This is a genomic window from Neisseria sp. Dent CA1/247 (assembly GCF_022870825.1).
GTDB classification, from domain to species: domain Bacteria; phylum Pseudomonadota; class Gammaproteobacteria; order Burkholderiales; family Neisseriaceae; genus Neisseria; species Neisseria zoodegmatis.
Genome location: NZ_CP091522.1, coordinates 2197682 through 2214355 on the forward strand (window position 1 = coordinate 2197682; position 16674 = coordinate 2214355).

Annotated in this window: 23 protein-coding genes; 14 read left to right on the forward strand and 9 right to left on the reverse strand. The window is 43.9% G+C overall.

The annotated features are described in order from the left end of the window. Positions 1–25: 25 nt before the first annotated feature. The 4 genes from istB to LVJ85_RS10835 all read right to left on the reverse strand — a co-directional run bounded on the left by istB (position 26) and on the right by LVJ85_RS10835 (position 4289). Complete coding sequence (gene istB, locus LVJ85_RS10820) at positions 26–754, reverse strand: IS21-like element helper ATPase IstB (RefSeq protein ID WP_370686940.1); 729 nt, start codon at positions 752–754, stop codon at positions 26–28. Continuing rightward, the gene (gene istA / locus LVJ85_RS10825; protein ID WP_182073206.1) at positions 741–2273 is read right to left on the reverse strand and encodes an IS21 family transposase; all 1533 of its coding nucleotides are present in this window, start codon (positions 2271–2273) and stop codon (positions 741–743) included. The genes istB and istA overlap by 14 nt, the downstream gene beginning before the upstream one ends. 191 nt (positions 2274–2464) lie before the next feature. Then, positions 2465–2899 carry a DUF29 domain-containing protein gene (locus tag LVJ85_RS10830; RefSeq protein ID WP_244739821.1) on the reverse strand — a complete coding sequence of 145 codons (435 nt, stop codon included), beginning with the start codon at positions 2897–2899 and terminating at the stop codon, positions 2465–2467. 793 nt (positions 2900–3692) lie between these two features. Next, positions 3693–4289 (reverse strand): LexA family transcriptional regulator, encoded by a 597-nt coding sequence (locus tag LVJ85_RS10835; RefSeq protein WP_244739822.1) that lies wholly within the window; start codon positions 4287–4289, stop codon positions 3693–3695. Between the two features lie 131 nt (positions 4290–4420). Between LVJ85_RS10835 and LVJ85_RS10840 the strand changes: the two genes are divergently transcribed. After that, complete coding sequence (locus LVJ85_RS10840) at positions 4421–4621, forward strand: Cro/CI family transcriptional regulator (RefSeq protein ID WP_244739823.1); 201 nt, start codon at positions 4421–4423, stop codon at positions 4619–4621. 149 nt (positions 4622–4770) lie between these two features. On the opposite strand, the gene LVJ85_RS10845 is transcribed toward LVJ85_RS10840, so the two are convergent. Continuing rightward, positions 4771–5064, reverse strand: a complete 294-nt coding sequence (locus LVJ85_RS10845) for a HigA family addiction module antitoxin (protein ID WP_107689158.1) — start codon at positions 5062–5064, stop codon at positions 4771–4773. Between the two features lie 9 nt (positions 5065–5073). Next, positions 5074–5352, reverse strand: a complete 279-nt coding sequence (locus LVJ85_RS10850) for a type II toxin-antitoxin system RelE/ParE family toxin (protein WP_244739824.1) — start codon at positions 5350–5352, stop codon at positions 5074–5076. Positions 5353–5394: 42 nt separating this feature from the next. Here LVJ85_RS10850 and LVJ85_RS10855 point away from each other — a divergent pair, with 42 nt between their 5' ends. The 7 genes from LVJ85_RS10855 (at position 5395) to LVJ85_RS10885 (ending at position 8761) form a co-directional block, all read left to right on the forward strand. Further along, on the forward strand, positions 5395–6207 hold the full coding sequence (locus LVJ85_RS10855; protein WP_244739825.1) for a hypothetical protein: 813 nt from the start codon (positions 5395–5397) through the stop codon (positions 6205–6207). A 502-nt stretch (positions 6208–6709) separates the two neighbouring features. Then, entirely contained in the window at positions 6710–6958 is a 249-nt protein-coding gene (locus LVJ85_RS10860) for a MazE family transcriptional regulator (protein WP_009116123.1), read from the forward strand. Next, positions 6952–7272: a type II toxin-antitoxin system PemK/MazF family toxin gene (locus tag LVJ85_RS10865; RefSeq protein ID WP_040667449.1), complete on the forward strand. Its 321-nt coding sequence runs from the start codon at positions 6952–6954 to the stop codon at positions 7270–7272. Before LVJ85_RS10860 ends, LVJ85_RS10865 begins: the two co-directional genes overlap by 7 nt. Positions 7273–7455: 183 nt before the next feature. Beyond that, positions 7456–7737, forward strand: coding sequence for an AbrB/MazE/SpoVT family DNA-binding domain-containing protein (locus LVJ85_RS10870; RefSeq protein ID WP_244739826.1), 282 nt, complete (start codon positions 7456–7458; stop codon positions 7735–7737). Then, on the forward strand, positions 7734–8138 hold the full coding sequence (locus LVJ85_RS10875; RefSeq protein ID WP_244739827.1) for a type II toxin-antitoxin system VapC family toxin: 405 nt from the start codon (positions 7734–7736) through the stop codon (positions 8136–8138). Before LVJ85_RS10870 ends, LVJ85_RS10875 begins: the two co-directional genes overlap by 4 nt. Before the next feature lie 117 nt (positions 8139–8255). Further along, positions 8256–8504: a type II toxin-antitoxin system Phd/YefM family antitoxin gene (locus tag LVJ85_RS10880; protein WP_085360212.1), complete on the forward strand. Its 249-nt coding sequence runs from the start codon at positions 8256–8258 to the stop codon at positions 8502–8504. Then, positions 8501–8761, forward strand: a complete 261-nt coding sequence (locus LVJ85_RS10885; protein ID WP_085360210.1) for a Txe/YoeB family addiction module toxin — start codon at positions 8501–8503, stop codon at positions 8759–8761. Before LVJ85_RS10880 ends, LVJ85_RS10885 begins: the two co-directional genes overlap by 4 nt. Positions 8762–8810: 49 nt before the next feature. Here the strand turns inward: LVJ85_RS10885 and LVJ85_RS10890 are convergent, their stop codons facing one another. Further along, entirely contained in the window at positions 8811–9281 is a 471-nt protein-coding gene (locus tag LVJ85_RS10890) for a hypothetical protein (protein ID WP_244739828.1), read from the reverse strand. Between the two features lie 622 nt (positions 9282–9903). Between LVJ85_RS10890 and LVJ85_RS10895 the strand changes: the two genes are divergently transcribed. The 6 genes from LVJ85_RS10895 (at position 9904) to LVJ85_RS10920 (ending at position 14913) form a co-directional block, all read left to right on the forward strand. Further along, positions 9904–10194, forward strand: a complete 291-nt coding sequence (locus LVJ85_RS10895) for a phosphoglycerate kinase (RefSeq protein ID WP_244739829.1) — start codon at positions 9904–9906, stop codon at positions 10192–10194. A gap of 157 nt (positions 10195–10351) precedes the next feature. After that, the gene (locus LVJ85_RS10900; RefSeq protein WP_244739830.1) at positions 10352–11134 is read left to right on the forward strand and encodes an N-6 DNA methylase; all 783 of its coding nucleotides are present in this window, start codon (positions 10352–10354) and stop codon (positions 11132–11134) included. 22 nt (positions 11135–11156) lie between these two features. Next, positions 11157–11618, forward strand: coding sequence for a hypothetical protein (locus tag LVJ85_RS10905; RefSeq protein WP_244739831.1), 462 nt, complete (start codon positions 11157–11159; stop codon positions 11616–11618). Beyond that, positions 11618–12157 carry a hypothetical protein gene (locus tag LVJ85_RS10910; RefSeq protein WP_244739832.1) on the forward strand — a complete coding sequence of 180 codons (540 nt, stop codon included), beginning with the start codon at positions 11618–11620 and terminating at the stop codon, positions 12155–12157. Before LVJ85_RS10905 ends, LVJ85_RS10910 begins: the two co-directional genes overlap by 1 nt. 43 nt (positions 12158–12200) lie before the next feature. Next, positions 12201–12395, forward strand: coding sequence for a hypothetical protein (locus LVJ85_RS10915; protein ID WP_244739833.1), 195 nt, complete (start codon positions 12201–12203; stop codon positions 12393–12395). Between the two features lie 535 nt (positions 12396–12930). After that, complete coding sequence (locus tag LVJ85_RS10920; RefSeq protein ID WP_244739834.1) at positions 12931–14913, forward strand: ATP-binding protein; 1983 nt, start codon at positions 12931–12933, stop codon at positions 14911–14913. Here the strand turns inward: LVJ85_RS10920 and LVJ85_RS10925 are convergent. Together LVJ85_RS10925 and LVJ85_RS10930 are read right to left on the reverse strand one after the other, a co-directional pair. Beyond that, positions 14892–16022 (reverse strand): DNA cytosine methyltransferase, encoded by a 1131-nt coding sequence (locus LVJ85_RS10925; RefSeq protein ID WP_244739835.1) that lies wholly within the window; start codon positions 16020–16022, stop codon positions 14892–14894. The two genes, LVJ85_RS10920 and LVJ85_RS10925, sit on opposite strands and share 22 nt — an antisense overlap. A 10-nt stretch (positions 16023–16032) precedes the next feature. Beyond that, positions 16033–16623 carry a site-specific DNA-methyltransferase gene (locus LVJ85_RS10930; RefSeq protein ID WP_244739836.1) on the reverse strand — a complete coding sequence of 197 codons (591 nt, stop codon included), beginning with the start codon at positions 16621–16623 and terminating at the stop codon, positions 16033–16035. Positions 16624–16674 lie beyond the last annotated feature (51 nt).

Here is a 16674-nt window from a genome sequence, read left to right on the forward strand (position 1 = left end):
AGTTGTGGTCTAAAATTGAGCCACCCTATGAGCGGTGTTTCATCCGGTAAGAATCATTGCCCGTCTCAAAAATATCACAGCAATAAGTCAGGCGGTCCAGTAAAGCACCCGTCATCTTTTCATCCATAAACAGTTTCACCCATTCGCTAAAGGCCAAATTGGTTGTCATGACAACACTCGTCCTTTCATGCAGTTGGCTCATCAGATGAAACAGCAGCGCACCGCCTTTCTGACTAAACGGCAGATACCCCAACTCATCAAGAATCAACAAATCGTACCGACATTGCTGCTCGGTCAGTTTCAGACGGCCTTCGTCTTTGTCTGCTTCCAATTTGTTGACCAAGTCCAGTACATTCCAAAAACGTACCCTAAATCCTTGTGTCGCCGCTTCGATACCCAATGCTGTGGCAATATGCGTTTTGCCCGTACCCGGTCCGCCTACCAACACCACATTACGCTTCTGTCTGATATAGTCCCCGCCCAAAAGCAGTTCCAATGCCGGACGGTGTATCAAACTCTGCTCAAAATCGAAGTCGGCCAAACTGCGGTGTTGCGGAAACCTTGCCTGGCTAATCCGGTTTTGGATACTCCTTGCGGTTTTGGCTATATGTTCGGCAGTCAACAACCGCTCCAGAATATCCAGCGTACCCCGTTTGCGACGGATGCCGTCCACTACGATTTCATCCCACTGCTCCGCCATCGCACCGAGTTTCAATTCTTTCAACAGTCCGGCCAGACGTTCATGCTGCATGATGCTTCTCCTTCATCGTATCCGTTTGTTTGCCCGACAGACTCAGTAAGCGGTCATAACGGCTGCAATCAACTGACGGCGGGACGGTAAGCGGGATGTCCCTAATATGGAAACGGGGTGGAGGCGGTTCTTTCAGACGGTTGATGATGTTCAAGACTGCCTCCGGAGTCGGCATACCTTCGTCCAATGCCAATTCCGCTGCCGTCAATGCCAAGTCGGCATCGTATTCGGCCATCAGGTTCAGCAGTTTGACCATTACCCGGTCTCCTTTGGGCTGCTTAAGCAAACAGGCTTTCAGACGCTCTATGACGGGCGGCAGTACCCAGCCGATAAAAGCCCTGCCGTCTCTTAACGCTCCGGGTTTCTTTTGCAGATAGGGCAAAAAATGCCAAGGGTTATAGCTGATGCCGTCTTTCACAAAGCTGCGCGGATGTTCGGCAATACAGTCGGTATCGCTACAAAAGCGGACGGTCTGTGCGCCGATATAAACCCTAACCGTATTGCCCGCCCATTCGACCGGTACGCTGTAACGGTGGCGTTCGACGGTAACCAAAGATTGGTTGCTGACTTTGAGTATCTCCAAACGTTCTGCCGGATAGGGACGGAAAGCAGCCAACGAATGCTTCTCCCTTTCCCATATGTCGTTAACCGGCTGCCTGTATTCGGGATGTTTGTGCTGCCGCATCAGCCGCAGGCATTGCTGTTGCAGGTAGTCGTTGAGAGAGGTAAAGGAATCAAAAGCCAAAGTCGGCTTGAACAATCTTTCGCGCAGGTGGCGTATCTGCCGCTCGACCTGGCCTTTCTCCCAGCCGGAGGCCGGGGTACAGGCAACCGGTTCAATGAGAAAGTGGGTCATCATCTGTAAAAACTGTGCGTTAAACTCTCTCTCCTTACCTTTGCCGATTCGGGTAACGGCGGTCTTCATATTGTCGTAGATACCGCGGGCAGGTACGCCGCCGAAGAAAGCGAATGCGCGGTTGTGCGCATCCATCAACATATCAGCTTTCTGATTGGGATAAGCACAAACGAAAAAAGCCCTGCTGTGGCATAAGCGGAAATGAGCGATATTTACCTTAACGGTCTGTCCGGCCAAACAAACGGTTTCGATACTCCAGTCAAACTGATAAGCATCACCCGGAGCAAAAGCCTGAGCCATAAAGACCGGAACCGGCTTGGGTTGGTGCTGTTGGCGGAATTTGCGGATAAATACGGCAACGGCACTGTACTGTCCGGCATAACCGGCATCTTTGAGGCGTTCGAAATGTCGACGGGCAGAAAGGTGTTGCTGTTTGGGCAGCCGGGCTTCTTGGAGCAACTGTTGGGTCAACACGTCAAGAAAAGGACCGAGCTTGGGGTAATGGGTTTGTTCTCTGCGGTAGACGGGGGGTTCGACTGTGGCGTGCTGCAGATATTTGGCGACTGTATTGCGGGAGAGTTTGAGTTGTTTGGCGATTTCACGTTGTGAGAGTTTCTGTCGGTGAAAAAGCCGGTGCACTTTTGCGATGGTTTCCATGCATAACATCCAGGTTGGGCTCCGCTGTGTGATAAAGCGGAGCAGTTTATAACAAACGGAGAGTGGCTCACTTTTGGAGCACAACTCCCCGTTTCCCTGGCTCAGTTTTGCACGATATTTAACACCTCCGTTACCCGTTTCCCAAAAGCAAAGCCCACTTATTAATATAAGCGGGCTTTTCAATATTGAGGCCGTCTGAATTATTCGGGCATAAACTCGTCATTTAAGATGTCGGCTATACTCCAAATCGCCTGTTCGGGGAAGGTGTTTTCCAACTCGGTTTCCCTTAAAGCGGCGGCCACTCCGTCCAGCCAAACATCAGAAACAAACTCTGCATCATCAAATCTGCTTTTAAGGCTGGGCGACTCTTTCAGTAATTTTCTGATGCCGCGCCGCTGTTCTTTGATGGTTGCTTTCCAAGAAGTACCCTGCCGTTCAGGCTGGAATTTCCATTTCAACAAATGGCAGATTAAAACCTGCAAACGGCTTTCCAAAGCCCGCTGCTCGCTTTTGCCCATATCCTCGATTTCCTCGGCCAAGTTTCTAAAATCAATATTGTTTACCAACCCCGCCCGCAACAGGCCTGCCTGCTCGGCAGCCCATGCAGCGAAGTCGGTTTCATAAGAAGTTGACATTGTTCATTCCTCCTTAAAATCAAATGCCTGTATCAGTTAAATCATATCATATTTATAAAAATCAATGGGTTTGCAAATCTACTTATCCGGCTCAATTAAACTGTCATAAAAATAACTTTCGTTACTTTCTCAAGAATTCGGAGTAAAATACCCACACGGAAGCCCGCTTTTTCAAACGGGCTTGGGTCTGGGTACAGACCTAAGACGGTGTGTGAGACCGTCTTATAAAGAGTGTGCATCATCGGCACACTTAGGGCGGTAAAGCCCTGAATCTGCCAGCAAAGAGGCAGTCTCAAAAAAATCAAACTGTCAATTGGAGCTTGTCCGTAGATTATCGCTCCGACATTGGGGATACGCCCCGATTATCCGATACGTTCAACAGCCGCCTGTTACCGGACGCCATCGCGCTACCCGGATGCGCGGCTTTTTTCTTTTTGGCACGTTGAAAGGTGCCTGCAACCGTTTGTCCGACTTACCCAAAGGCTCTAAGCCTTTTCTACGCTTGCCGTCTAAAGTTTTGGTGAAGCCTGCACATTTCAGCCAATATAAATAATAAGTATGAAAACTTAGACGGCTTCGAAGGCCGGTTGCTGCGATTTCGAATTGTTAAAGAACTCAATTCATAGCTTTAGTATATTTAAGATATATATTAATGTCAATTTTAAATTGACTTTTTTTAAAAGAAACTTATTAATTGTTGATTAGTAAGGATTTTATTTTTAATGCTATGACAGCAAAGATACAAAAAAGCCACCTGAAGATTTTCAGATGGCTTTTTTGTTATTTGACTAAGCTATGTATAGCTTCGATTTAGATTAGTGACCACACCAATAATTTGAGCATCGCTAGGTATTATTTCAGGATTGTTTTCGTTGTATTTTAAAAAATGCTGATTTTTTATATCTATGAAAAGTTTTGCAACAAATCCACGCCCATATTTGGATAAAACAAGTATGAAGTTACCATGTCTAGCAGTGATGTTCGGATTAATTGTTAAAACATCATTTTTAAAAATCCCCTCACTACACAAATCATCATTAGAGACACGAGCAAGAAACGGCTGAAGAAAGTCCAAATCAGGAACATTCTCAAGGTTTATTGGAACAGAGCTGCTTCCCGAGATATTAGAATAAGAAGCATCTCCAAAATTGTTACCTCCTACCTGTATGTGGGCAGCATTATTGTTGATGATTTGATTCTGAAAAGGCAATGGATAATTACAAACCTCTGAAATTTTTACCATAACATCAAATGTCGGTTTATTTCTACCCTTCTCAAGAGCGGAAATACTGGCCTTCCCAGAAAAACCAATTGCTTCTGCTAACTCTTCTTGCGTTAAGTTTGCCCGCTTTCTAGCATTTACCACCCATTTAGCCAAATCGTAGTGCATAGAACAATCTTGATTTAAATATTTTAATTCTATATAGCCCTAAAATACTTGTCGCATCTGAATAATTGACTATTTTGTATATTAAAAATATACTTAAATTGCAAATTATATTACTGAGGAAAATTTCAAATATGCAGAATGCTCTACAAACGGCAGTTTTTTTAATTGGAAGCCAAGCATCACTAGCAAGAAAACTTGGTGTTCAAAGATCAACTGTGAATAGTTGGATTCACGGGCGAAATAGAATTCCACCAGAGGCGGCGATTAAAATAGAAAAACTAACCAATTCAAAAGTAAAAAAGAGTGAATTACGCCCAGATCTATTTGACTGAGTTGGTGCGAAATTCTCATGCTCATCGCTGATCTGCGCCCACACCTAACCGAAAAATTCGTCCCAATCTATGACGAATTTATGCCCCTATACGCACATAAAAAAACAGAGCCTGTTACGGCTCCGTTGTATGGCGGTTGTTGCGGTTGTTTATGCCTGCATGGGGATAATGTGGTCGATTTCCTGTTTCAGAGACTGTTCCGCCACTTTCAGATCGTAGGCGTTTTGCAGGTTCAGCCAGCTTTGTGCATCGCCGCCGAAATAGCGGGCAAGCCGCAAGGCGGTGTCGGGACTGATGCCCCGCTTTTCGCGCACGATGTCGTTAATGCGCGGTGCGGGCACATGCAGGGCGACAGACAGGGCGTTGGCCGTCATGCCCAGCGGAATCAGGTATTCTTCGCGCAAAATTTCGCCGGGGTGTATGGGTCTCATCTGGTTATTCATGGTGGCTCCTTAATGGTAATCGACAATTTCCACATCGTAAGCATGACCGTTTTCAAAACGGAAGCAAACCCGCCATTGGTCATTGATGCGGATGCTGAACTGTCCGGTACGGCTGCCTTTGAGTGCTTCAAGCCTGTTGCCGGGCGGGGAACGCAGAAAATCCACAGTAACGGCAGAATCCAACATTTGCAGCTTGCGTTCCGCCGCTTTTTGGATAGCCCTGAATTTCAATGGGCAGCGGCCTTGAAACAGTTGCTCGGTGTGTTTGCAGTTAAAAGTTTGAATCATGGATATATTATATAACGCATAGCGTTAAACGGAAATCATTAAATGCTTATCGCCGACCTGCGCCCACACCTAACCGAAAAGTTCGTCCAAATCTATGACGAATTTATGCCCGTGTGCGCGCACGATTTTCAGGCGGCCTCGTTTCTATCTAATCTGTTTTGGTGGAGCGATGTGGCCGATAAAGAGCCGAAGCGGTGCGGTTGGCTCTATAAGACCGCTGCGGATCTGAAGCAGGAACTCGGTCTGACACGGCGCGGTTATGAAAAGGTGCGCCGCACCCTGCTCAAGCTCGGCTTGGTGCAATACCGGCGTGGCGGTGTCCACGGTAAGATGCACTGGCTACTCAATCGTGAAGTGCTGTTGGCCAAAATCTACGAATTGCGGGGCATTCCCATTCCCGAGGCAAACAGTCGCCATCACTATGACCGTGATAACTACCGCCTGCCGAAATTCATCCCGCTGGATTTGTGGCACAACTATCTCGATATGCGGATTGAGGCCGGTAAAAAAGCGGGCACAGGGGCAAAAAAAACCGCCATTAAGAAACTGGCGGCATTCCACAATCAAAATCTCGATCTTCGCCCCATTATGGAGCGGAGCATTCTTAAAGGCTGGTTAGGTTTTTATCATAACGATAACACCCAACCGAACAGGCCGTCTGAAGCGGCATTGAAAGCACAGGAAGAACGCACGCGGCGAGAACTGGAGGCAGCTGCAAAAGAGCGGCAGCAGCGCGCCCCACCGCAAGAAAAGCCCGACAAGCCCCCGCCCGAAAAACCTGATCTATCAGGTAATGACGGGTATCAAGCAATACAAAACTATTTGAAAAAAGGCGGTATGAAATCAGGCAAATAAGACCTGACGGCATCCCGCGGCTTACTATTACCCATACGTCCTAAACAAATGATTTTCACCCTGTTTTTGAGCAATTCAAAGGCTTTTTGTTACGGTCAATGCACTGCATCGGCCGTTTTTTTATGCTTTTTTCGTAAATTCGGGTCTTGAGGCCGTCTGAAACCGGTGGTATCCGTTTTCAGACGGCCTTTTCTATTGCTACAATTTATTCAATTAAATCATGTCTTTGTACATATTGTACAAAGTACACTGTACATATTGAACAAAGAACTTTGTACGCCGAGGACAATATCTATACAGAGATCACATCAGAGACCACTTACAGATATTAATAAGGCCATTCGGCCTGATGATTTTTTGTGCAAATGATTTTTCAATTTGGAAATAAACGTTTAAGTCATTTAGCAGGAAGGATATGCACGTTTTTTGTGGATAACTTAGTTGACAACAATACTACAAAGTAATAACATTGTTATTACATACAGTAAAAAGGAGCTGTGTAATGAAAACGACAATCAGAAAAATGGGCAATTCTCATGGGGTAATTATTCCCAAAGCCCTTATAAATCAGCTTGGCTTTAACGATTGTGTCGAAATGTCCGTTGTGGACGGCACTATTGTTTTGAGCAAACCCAAGCCTGCCGTGCGCAAGGGTTGGGCAGCGGCGGCTGAAGATTTGGCACGGCACGGAGAAGACGGTTTAACTTGGGAAAACTTCCGAGAAGATGAGGTTGTAGAATGGCGATGGTAAGGCGTGGCGAAGTGTTTTGGGTTCAATTGGATCCAACCGTAGGCAGCGAAATACAGAAGACGCGACCGTGTGTAATTGTTTCACCGTCTGAAATACACGATCATTTGAAAACAGCCATTATTGCGCCGCTCACTTCTGCCGGGCGACCGGCTCCTTTCCGCGTACCGGTAACATTTGGCGATAAAGACGGATTGGTTTTGTTGGATCAAATCCGTGTTGTCGATAAACGCCGGTTGGTCAAATCAATGGGGCATTTGAGCAATGAGGTGCTATCCGATATTTTGTCTGTACTCCAAGAAATTTTTATGGAATAACCCACTGACAGGCTTTGAAGCCGTCTGAAAAATTCAGACGGCTTTTTCATAACAAAAAAGTCCTTTTACTACAATTAATTGAATAAGGATTGCATGTGTATTTGTGAATAAATTCGATAAGACTTAGACTAAAAGTAAGGTATAATAAGCCTTACTTTAGAATGAAAATGAAAAGGAGCAGTTATGGCGACGACTTTGAAAATTACTGCGAAAAATCAAGTAACGTTTAAGAAAGAGTATTTACAGCACCTAGGCATCGGTACTGGTGACGAGTTAGAGGTATTAAAACTGCCTGGTGGAGAACTCAGAATCAGGGCAAAACAAAACCGATTAAAATCTGCCCGTGATTTTGCCGGTTGTATGGAAAATGTTGCCGGTGTGCACTTAAGCGTTGAAGAAATAAATGAGGCTATTGCGGACGCTGCCGCTGAATCAGGAGTTGCAGGATTGGAGAAAAACATATGAGCAGTTTGGCTGTTGATACGAATGTATTGGTCAGATTGTTTATCGGTGACGATAAAAACCAGCAGGAGACGGCTATCCGTTTATTTGAGGCTAATGATGAGATTGTAATTCCGACCTCAGTATGGATGGAAACGGTGTGGGTTTTGCTTAGGGCTTATAAAATACCGTCAGAAACGGTAGTAGCCCAGCTCAGAAACTTTATCGGCTCAGTGCCGAATTTAGTCGTGCAGGAAGATGAAGTTGAAGCAGGACTGTCTGTAGTGGAAAACGGTGGTGATTTTGCTGATGGGGTGAATGAATATCTTGGCAGCAGGTTGGGTGCTGAAAAATTTGCCACTTTTGATAAAAAAGCGGTTGGCATCTTAAACAGACTGGGTAGGCCGGCGTTGTTGTTGAAATAAGGTTATTTTGTGATGGAAAAGCCGCTTGAAAGGTTTCGGGCGGCTTTTTCTTAGTAGAATTGATATATGTACATATAACCTGTACAATAAAATCATGCTTAAATTTGGAGATGAAAAATGGACAATGTAGTCAGTTACACCGCTGCTCGAGAAGACTTGGCCAACATCATGACCAAAGTGTGTGATGATCATGTCGTTACACATATTACCCGCCGCAACGGTGGCAATTGTGTTTTGATGTCGGAAGAAGAGTACAACTCAATTATGGAAACGCTTTATCTGTTTGGCAACCCGACCAATGCTGCCCGTTTGGAGCATTCTTTGGCTCAAGCCGAGCGTGGCGAGTTTGTGGATGTCGAATTATGAAACACCGCTTTACCGCAGATGCAGCAGAGGACTTAGCCTACTGGGTAAAGCATGATGGACGCAAGGTGGAACGGATTAAAGTTCTGTTGGACGATATTAAAATCAACCACCCTAAAGGCATCGGTAAGCCGGAGCCACTTAGGCATCAGAAATCAGGTTTGTGGTCGCGTAGGATAGATCGGGAACACAGACTGGTTTACTCCGTAGAAGAAGATACGGTAACAGTTTATGCTTGCCGCTTTCACTATGGACGTTAGGTACAAGTTTTTTTGAAGAGGCCGTCTGAAAAGATTCAGACGGCCTTATTTACATCAAATTTTTCGCATCAACTTCAGAAGGTTTAAATTTAAATTTCCGAGGCTCACCCGGCGGAGTTTCAGGGGATTCTGAATTAGCCTCATTTGTTGGCTTAACATTACCAGAGATTTTTACAGTTTGTTGGGCTACATCTAGTTGCGTTTTTTGCACTTCTTCTTGCTGATTTTTTGTCAGGACACTCTCGGTTATCTCCGATTTTTCCGAAGACGTCTGACTAGGAATTTTCTGATTCTGCCGCACAGATTTTTTTTCATCAGTTTCTGTCCGGCTACGGATAAACCAGTTTAACGTAGTCATCCCCACAGTAATGCCATTCATCTTCAAAAAATCTAGTATTTGCTGCTGGGTGTAACCATGAGATTTAAGCAGCAGAATATCTTCTCGGTACGGTTCCAGCTTTGAACTTCTACCTCTTTTCTGATGAGCTTGAATAAATTCGGCTGCTGATATTTTCGGCATACTAATCCTATCCAATTATTATCTAAATTAATCCAATAAAGTCTATATTTATCTATAAATATATCAATTAATATCTATTTTTGTCTAGCTAAATATCAAATAAATACCAATAACAATCTAATCAATATCTATCATCATCTAATTAATATCCATATAAAACTATTTGTAACTAATGTAATCTAAAATTGCAAACGTTACTATCTAAGTCCGCGCGTACCTCACCCCTGCTAAAAACGAAAAATTTCCTAAATAAACCTATTTTTAAACTAGACGCAGGATAGGCAGCGAGTGCCAAAAAACGCCCTAAAGCGTTTTAAAAAATTCCGCCAAGGCGGAAACGCCGCAGGCGGCTGTCCCGTAAACAACCATCGGGGGCGGTCGCCGCCGTGTTGTCTATAGATGTCTAAATTTCAAAGCGCAAAAAGTCCAGACCAAGACGAGTGTCTTTGCACGTCTTCCACCTTTTCCACCACGCCGCTAGGGGCGCACCGGACAAAGATGAAAGCCGCACAAAGCCAGTCTGGACTTTTTGCGCTTTGAAATTTTTAACGACATCACAACACGGCGGCGACCGCCCCCGATGGTTGTGTGTTGTTAATTATTTCACATGAAAGGAATGACTATGGGATTGGACATGTACGGCTACACCATGCGTGCCGAGTTTGCGGGCGACCGACAAACCGATGAAGAGCGCGAGCAAGCGCAGCTAACCGATATTGCCTATTGGCGCAAATTCAATCATCTGCATGGTTGGATGGAAGAGCTTTACAGAGAAAAAGGCGGGCAAGACGAGGTGTTTAACTGCCGAACGGTAAGACTGGAGTTAGCGGACTTGGAACGCTTGGAGCAGGCGTTGGACAACGACGAATTGGAATATACGCCGGGCTTTTTCTTCGGAGGAGAAGAGGTGTAGCCCGAAGACATAGAAGAGACCAAGAAATTTATTGCAGCCGCCCGCGAAGCCATAGCAAACGGCTTGGCAGTCTTTTATGACAGTTGGTGGTAATCGTTAACCATGTTTCAGACGGCCTGTTGAGGCCGTCTGAACAACACAACGGAGATTAAACGGTATGGCCGACATCAATAAAGAGATTGTCAGACTGTTTCATACGTTCGGTGCTGCCTATCGGGTTGCAGATTTATTCAGGGATTTTGTCGAAGTGGCCGCCATTGTATTGATAAACCAATACACATTTGACGACCAATGGGAGCAACGGGAAAACCGTTACCACGAAATCCGCAAACAGTATGCGGAAAGTGATTTTAAGCGGTTTGCAGAAATACTGGGCTTATTGATTGTTGAAACCCATAGCCACAGAGAACAGGGATTATTTGCCGATATTTTAGGCTGCCTGTATATGGATTTAGGTTTGGGCAACCCAAACAGCGGGCAATATTTTACGCCCTACAACATCAGCAAACTGATGGCAGCCATTGTTAATCAGGATTTGGCTGAAAAGCTGAAAACCGAGCCATTTGTAAGCGTTTTAGAGCCTACCTGCGGAAGTGGGGCGAACGTGATTGCTTTCGCCGAAAACGTCCGTTCACTTGGCTACACACCTGCACAGCACATGGTCGCTATCGGAACTGATATTGATGCCTTGTGCGTTTGGATGTGTTTTATCCAATGCCAACTTTACCGTATCCCCGCAAAAATCGTGCATGGCAACAGTTTGACGCACGAATTTTGCGCGGCTTGGTGTACGGCCGATTGGATACTCGGCGGCTTCGGTCAGGCAATGGCGGACAGAATATCCGCCGACAAGAAAGAAGCAGCAGAAAGCAAAGAAAATCCGATTACGGCAATACCGCAGCGCATGTTTACGCTTGAGGAACAGCTTGTTTTATTTTGACCGTTTAAAAAAGGAAATAGAAATGAAATATCGGTTTGAAAACAGAAATGACGGCAGCCGCCTGATGGTGGCCGAATTGGATAGCGAGCTTGACTATATCGGCTGCACGGATGAAGAGTTGGACTGCTTGAGCGAATATTATCGGGACTTAACCGTAACTTTTGATATAGACCTTTATTGCCGTCTGCACAGAATGCTATTAGCGGCGGGCGAAAGCCGAAAAATGGTCAAAGTCTATATGGAGGCTTCGATACGGAGTATTAGCGGTTCATTTGAATATGCGCTGATGGGATGTTGTTTGGAAATCTGTTTTTACGGTGCACTTGATATTGCCGCCCATTGGTTTTGGCGGAATACCAATATTGATTTTAATGTTGAGTTGGATTTCCCGCCTGATTTTTATGTAAACCCCGCTGCATGGTTTGAAAAAGAGATTGCAGCGAAAGGGATTACAAACGTTGAATCAGTAAAGGAGGCCGAATAATGGAAGTAAATAATGTCGCTTACATTCTCGCTCAAATATCAGAACTTCACCCTAAGCAAATGCGGGAAGTGTTTATGACGATGTGGCGTGATATGGACGGTTTGAATGACGGTTTGACCGCTGACGATAGCATAGAAATTTTTGCTTCGGCCTTAAAAGGCAGTTCCGATTTTACTTACGACTTACTGGCTCAAACATGTGAGGATTACAGTGTCGGAACTATGACGGACACGTTTGCATTGTTACCCCGCACAACGTATGACAAGTTGTTTTCAGACTGCCTGAAAGGGGATTTTCCACCCAATACAAGGCTAGGCACAGTAGCCTTAACTAATCTGCTGATGCTGGAAAATGTCGCCAATGTTGAGGCCAGCATAAGAAATGGTTGTATAAGAGCAACACATTTTATAGGTTCAGATGGAAAATTTATCTATGATACAGGAATTGATGATGAAGAAAATCTATGGAAAGTTGAAGAATTTAGGGAAGCCTACCCTAAAACTTGGTGGACAATTGAGCAAGTAATCTTTAATTTTTGATGTAGCAGGCCGTCTGAAAGAGACGGTTTCAGACGGCCTGAATATGGCAGATGGGAAAATCGTTTGTCAAAATCCAGCTCGCAGCAGCCCCGTTTCCGGCTCCGTACCTCCGCCCGAAACGTCCCCACGCCCCCAAGCCGGACTTGACCATGCCGACCGCTCCGGCACCTGCGGCAACCTACGCAACCGGCAAGCCCAAGCCCGACTTGCCCCCTCCTGCGGGATTATTGTTGTTTAAATGCGTGTAGCGTTGTCACCAAATAGATGCGCCCCCTTTCGGGGGCGTGATTTTTATAGCAGATTAAATAGGAAAGTGACAAAATCCGCTATTCGCCATATCCGCCATACTGTACGGATAGCGTCTTGCACTTTCCTGATCCGCGGAGCTTTAAGACCATCTTTTTTCATGGTCCATCCTCCTAGATAGGTTAGTGGCACATGCCACGCCCTATATCCACCGACCCGCAAAATACCCGCTGTTCTGTTGGGTTAGTGTTAATGTTTAATCAATTGCTTTCATACTTCCATTATAAGCATATGATTTACATATATAAAAATAAATAGCAAGCAGATAGAATGTAATCTTTAAAGTTAGGTCATCAATTGATGATATTGCATGGATATCCGTGCAAAAAAAGTATGAATTTCTTAAAAATAAAAAAATGTAGAAATTTCTACACAATAGGATAATAATAATAATATATATATATGTATTCTTATGAAACAAAAGTTTATCTAATAATATAAGAATTTTATTAAAGGAAAAAGCTTAGATGAGCAAATATCAAATGACCGTTGATCTTAACGTCTTGGAGCATTTGGGTATTAATCTGTATAGCAACCTTTCAGCTGTTTTAACTGAAATTGTTGCAAATGCATGGGATGCTGATGCTGAGAACGTTGCCATTACCGTGGACGAGAATCGTCCATGTCAATTTATTGAAATTCACGATGATGGTAAAGGTATGACAATTGACGAGATGAATAGAAAATACCTAACCGTAGGCTATAGACGACGATCTGACGATCAAGATCCTTATGGAAAAATAACTGCTAAAGGTCGACCTGTTATGGGTAGAAAAGGATTAGGAAAACTGGCTCTTTTTTCAATAGCAGATCAAGTGAAAATTCAGTCAATAGGTCAGGATAACGTGGCGCATGGTCTTAGAATGAGTGTTGACAAAATAAGAGAGGCAATTAGTAGAGGACAGAATAATTATGAACCTATTTCTTTACCAGAAAGCGATATATCAATACAAAGAGGTACGCATATCAGATTGGACGGTATCAATAAAAACAAATTAAGTAGAACCATCAGTAGCCTGAAAAAACGTCTTGCCCGTCGCTTCTCTGTTTTAAGTGATAATTTTACCGTAACTATCAATGGTCAAAAGGTAACTCTGTCAGACCGCGACGATTTGGAAAAATCTCAATTTATTTGGATTATTGAGGGAACAAATCTTGATACATCAGGCTTCAAAAATATAAAAGAGCAGGATATAGTTCCAAATCATCTAGAGTCATGGGAAACTGGAGAAGATGGTAATCCTGATTGGAAGATTACTGGCTGGATTGGTACAGCAGAGGTGCCAAAGCAGCTTGATAGCCCTGATATAGGCAATCTTAATTCCATTGTCGTTTTATCTAGAGGGCGACTTTTTCATGAAAATATACTGGACAAATTAAATGACGGAAGACTATATACCAAATATCTCACTGGGCAAATAGAAGCTGATTTTCTAGATACTGACAATAATCCAGATATTGCTACTAGTGACCGACAACGCATACAGGAAGACGATCCTCGCTATAAAGCACTATTAGCTTTCATGCGTAGTACGTTATCCCAAGTTGAACGTACTTGGTCAGAAAGACGGAAAAGACATGCCATTGCAGAAGTGCAAAATACATCTCCCGCACTTCAAGCATGGATAGATGGACTTCCTAAGGGTTATAAAAAAAATGCAGAAGAACTCATAGCAACTCTTCACGCACTACCTGTAGATAATGTGAATGATAAAAAAACATTATATAAACATGGAGTCCTAGCATTTGAAAGAATGCGATTAAGAACCGGAGACGCTACAAGAGTCACAGAATCAGTCCAATCCATTGATAAACTTATAGAATTATTTGCTGATAGGGATGAATTAGAAACGTCTTTATACGGAGATATAGTACGTTCCCGTCTAGATACAATCAAAAATTTTCTAGACTTAGTTAACGATGATCAGAAGGAGAAAGTGCTTCAACAATATCTTTTTGATCATCTATGGTTACTAGACCCATCATGGGAAAAGGTTGAAAATACTGCCATTATGGAAAGTCGCCTGCTTAAAAGTGGCATTAAAGTTGATACCTTAAGTGATAAAGAAGCTCTCAGTAGAGTAGACATCGCATATCGAACTACAGCAAAAAAACATTTAATTATTGAACTCAAAAAAGTAAGTCGCAATTTAACAATATTTGAGCTTGCGGAACAAGGAAGAACTTATGTGAGAAAACTAAAAAAAATATTACTTGAAACTGAGAATAATCCTAGTCCGAATATTGAAGTTATATTTGTTATAGGCAAACCTTTAGAGGATGAAGAGCGCGATCCAGAAAGCATTAAACATTTTATGAATGGAGTATCTCCTGGTAGTCGCATAGTACATTACGACTCACTAATAGAGAATGCGCAAAAAAGCTATCAGGATTACCTTAATGAGACAGAAAAATTGAATAAACTGGATCAAATTTTAGATAATATCTGAAAGCTTTGTCCAACCACTCGCCCTAATCCAACAGGTACTGCATTACCAATCATACGCCCAATTTTACTGTAACTTGGGCGTGTTTTTTTTATATCAATAAAAATATAATCAGGAGGGAAGTCCTGAAAAATAGCAGCCTCTCTCAAAGAAATCGCTCTGTCCTGTTCAGGGTGTCCGAAACGCCCGTTACCAAATCCATAACATAAAGTAGTCATCGTTGGCGCAGGCCTATCCCACTCCATGCGGCCGTATACACGTTTATAGGACTGTCCACTTGCTTTACGGTGGCATCCTGCCCGTAATCCTTCTGGCCAGTCCATCCAAGTACCACCTGGCTTAGATGCTTGGATCCTTTTAAGATTAATGTCCGTCAAACCAGCACTACGGTGCAGGCTGTCACCAACATACTGTTCACCTGCAGCAATTGGAGGTAAATGTCCAATTGCTTCGCGTACAGTTATATGTTTATCTTTATGAGTAGGAGGGAGTAGAGTTACCTCGCCAATCCGAGAAGCCAATAATACATGTCTACGACGCATCTGTGGAATACCATAATCTGCACATAAGACTGCTTCAGCCCAAATTTGATAACCCTGAGTTTTTAAATTAGAAACAAAGTCGTGATAAACTTTATGCTTTGTTACGTCCGGTACATTTTCCATTGTCACCAATTCTGGATTAATTTCTCGAATTAATCTTGCAAATGCATACAATAACGGCCATTTCTTGTCATCACGAGCATCTCTACCTTGATTATAGGTAGAGAAAGGCTGACAGGGGGCACATCCGGCCAATAGCTTAATAGCACTTTCTGAATAATGTGCTTTAATCTCATCTCCGGATACTTCTTGAACATTCTTTAAATAGAATTTTGCCCCTTTATTGTTGTATTCGTAAGGAAATGCGCAGGTTGGCTCAATATCATATCCTGCTTTTACAGCAATACCAGCTTGAATTAGACCAGCGGTAAGCCCCCCTACGCCGCAGAACAAATCCACAGCTTCAATTCTTGGAATATACAGTTCTTTTTTCATAGAAGAATTATACCTTTCCGTATCAAAATAAAAAAGATACTTCATAATAGTAAGTGTAAGTGTTTTTATTTCCATTATTCAGTTTTCAAAATTGATTGCCTGCTGTGCTGTCCGCTGTTCGTGCAGATTGACGAAAACGAAAGAGATATTCGTGTGAACGGACGCAGCGGTCGGTGACGGATTCGGGCATCGGGTTGGTTTTATGCCAAATGCTGTCTTGGTGCAGATACCAGCCGTCGGCCTGCAAAGCGAGGGCGACACGCCACGGAATGCCGATCAGGTCTTTGGCTTTGAGGCCGTCTGACAGCGGTGTGCTTTTCAAACGGCCTGTCAGTTGGGTTCTCGTCTGAAACGAATCTTGATACCCGCTAAACGGGCTGCCGTCGGCATTACGGCCTTTGCCGCTGCCTGCATAACTGTCGCCGAGGTTGAGCCATAAGGTTCCGTCATCGGCCAATACTTCACGCACCCTGCGGAACACTTCCACCAAGTTGGCAACATACTCATTCACGGTCTGCTCCAAGCCGATTTGTCCGTCACAACCGTAATCGCGCAAACCGTAATACGGCGGTGAGGTAATGCAGGTTTGAACTTTCACGCCTTGTTGGGCCAGCTGGGGCAGCACAAGGCGGCAGTCGCCGGTAAACAAGGTATTGTCGGATTTTCTATATTCCATACTGGTTTGTTCCAATGAAATAAAACCCGCCCACTTAAATGTGGGCGGGTT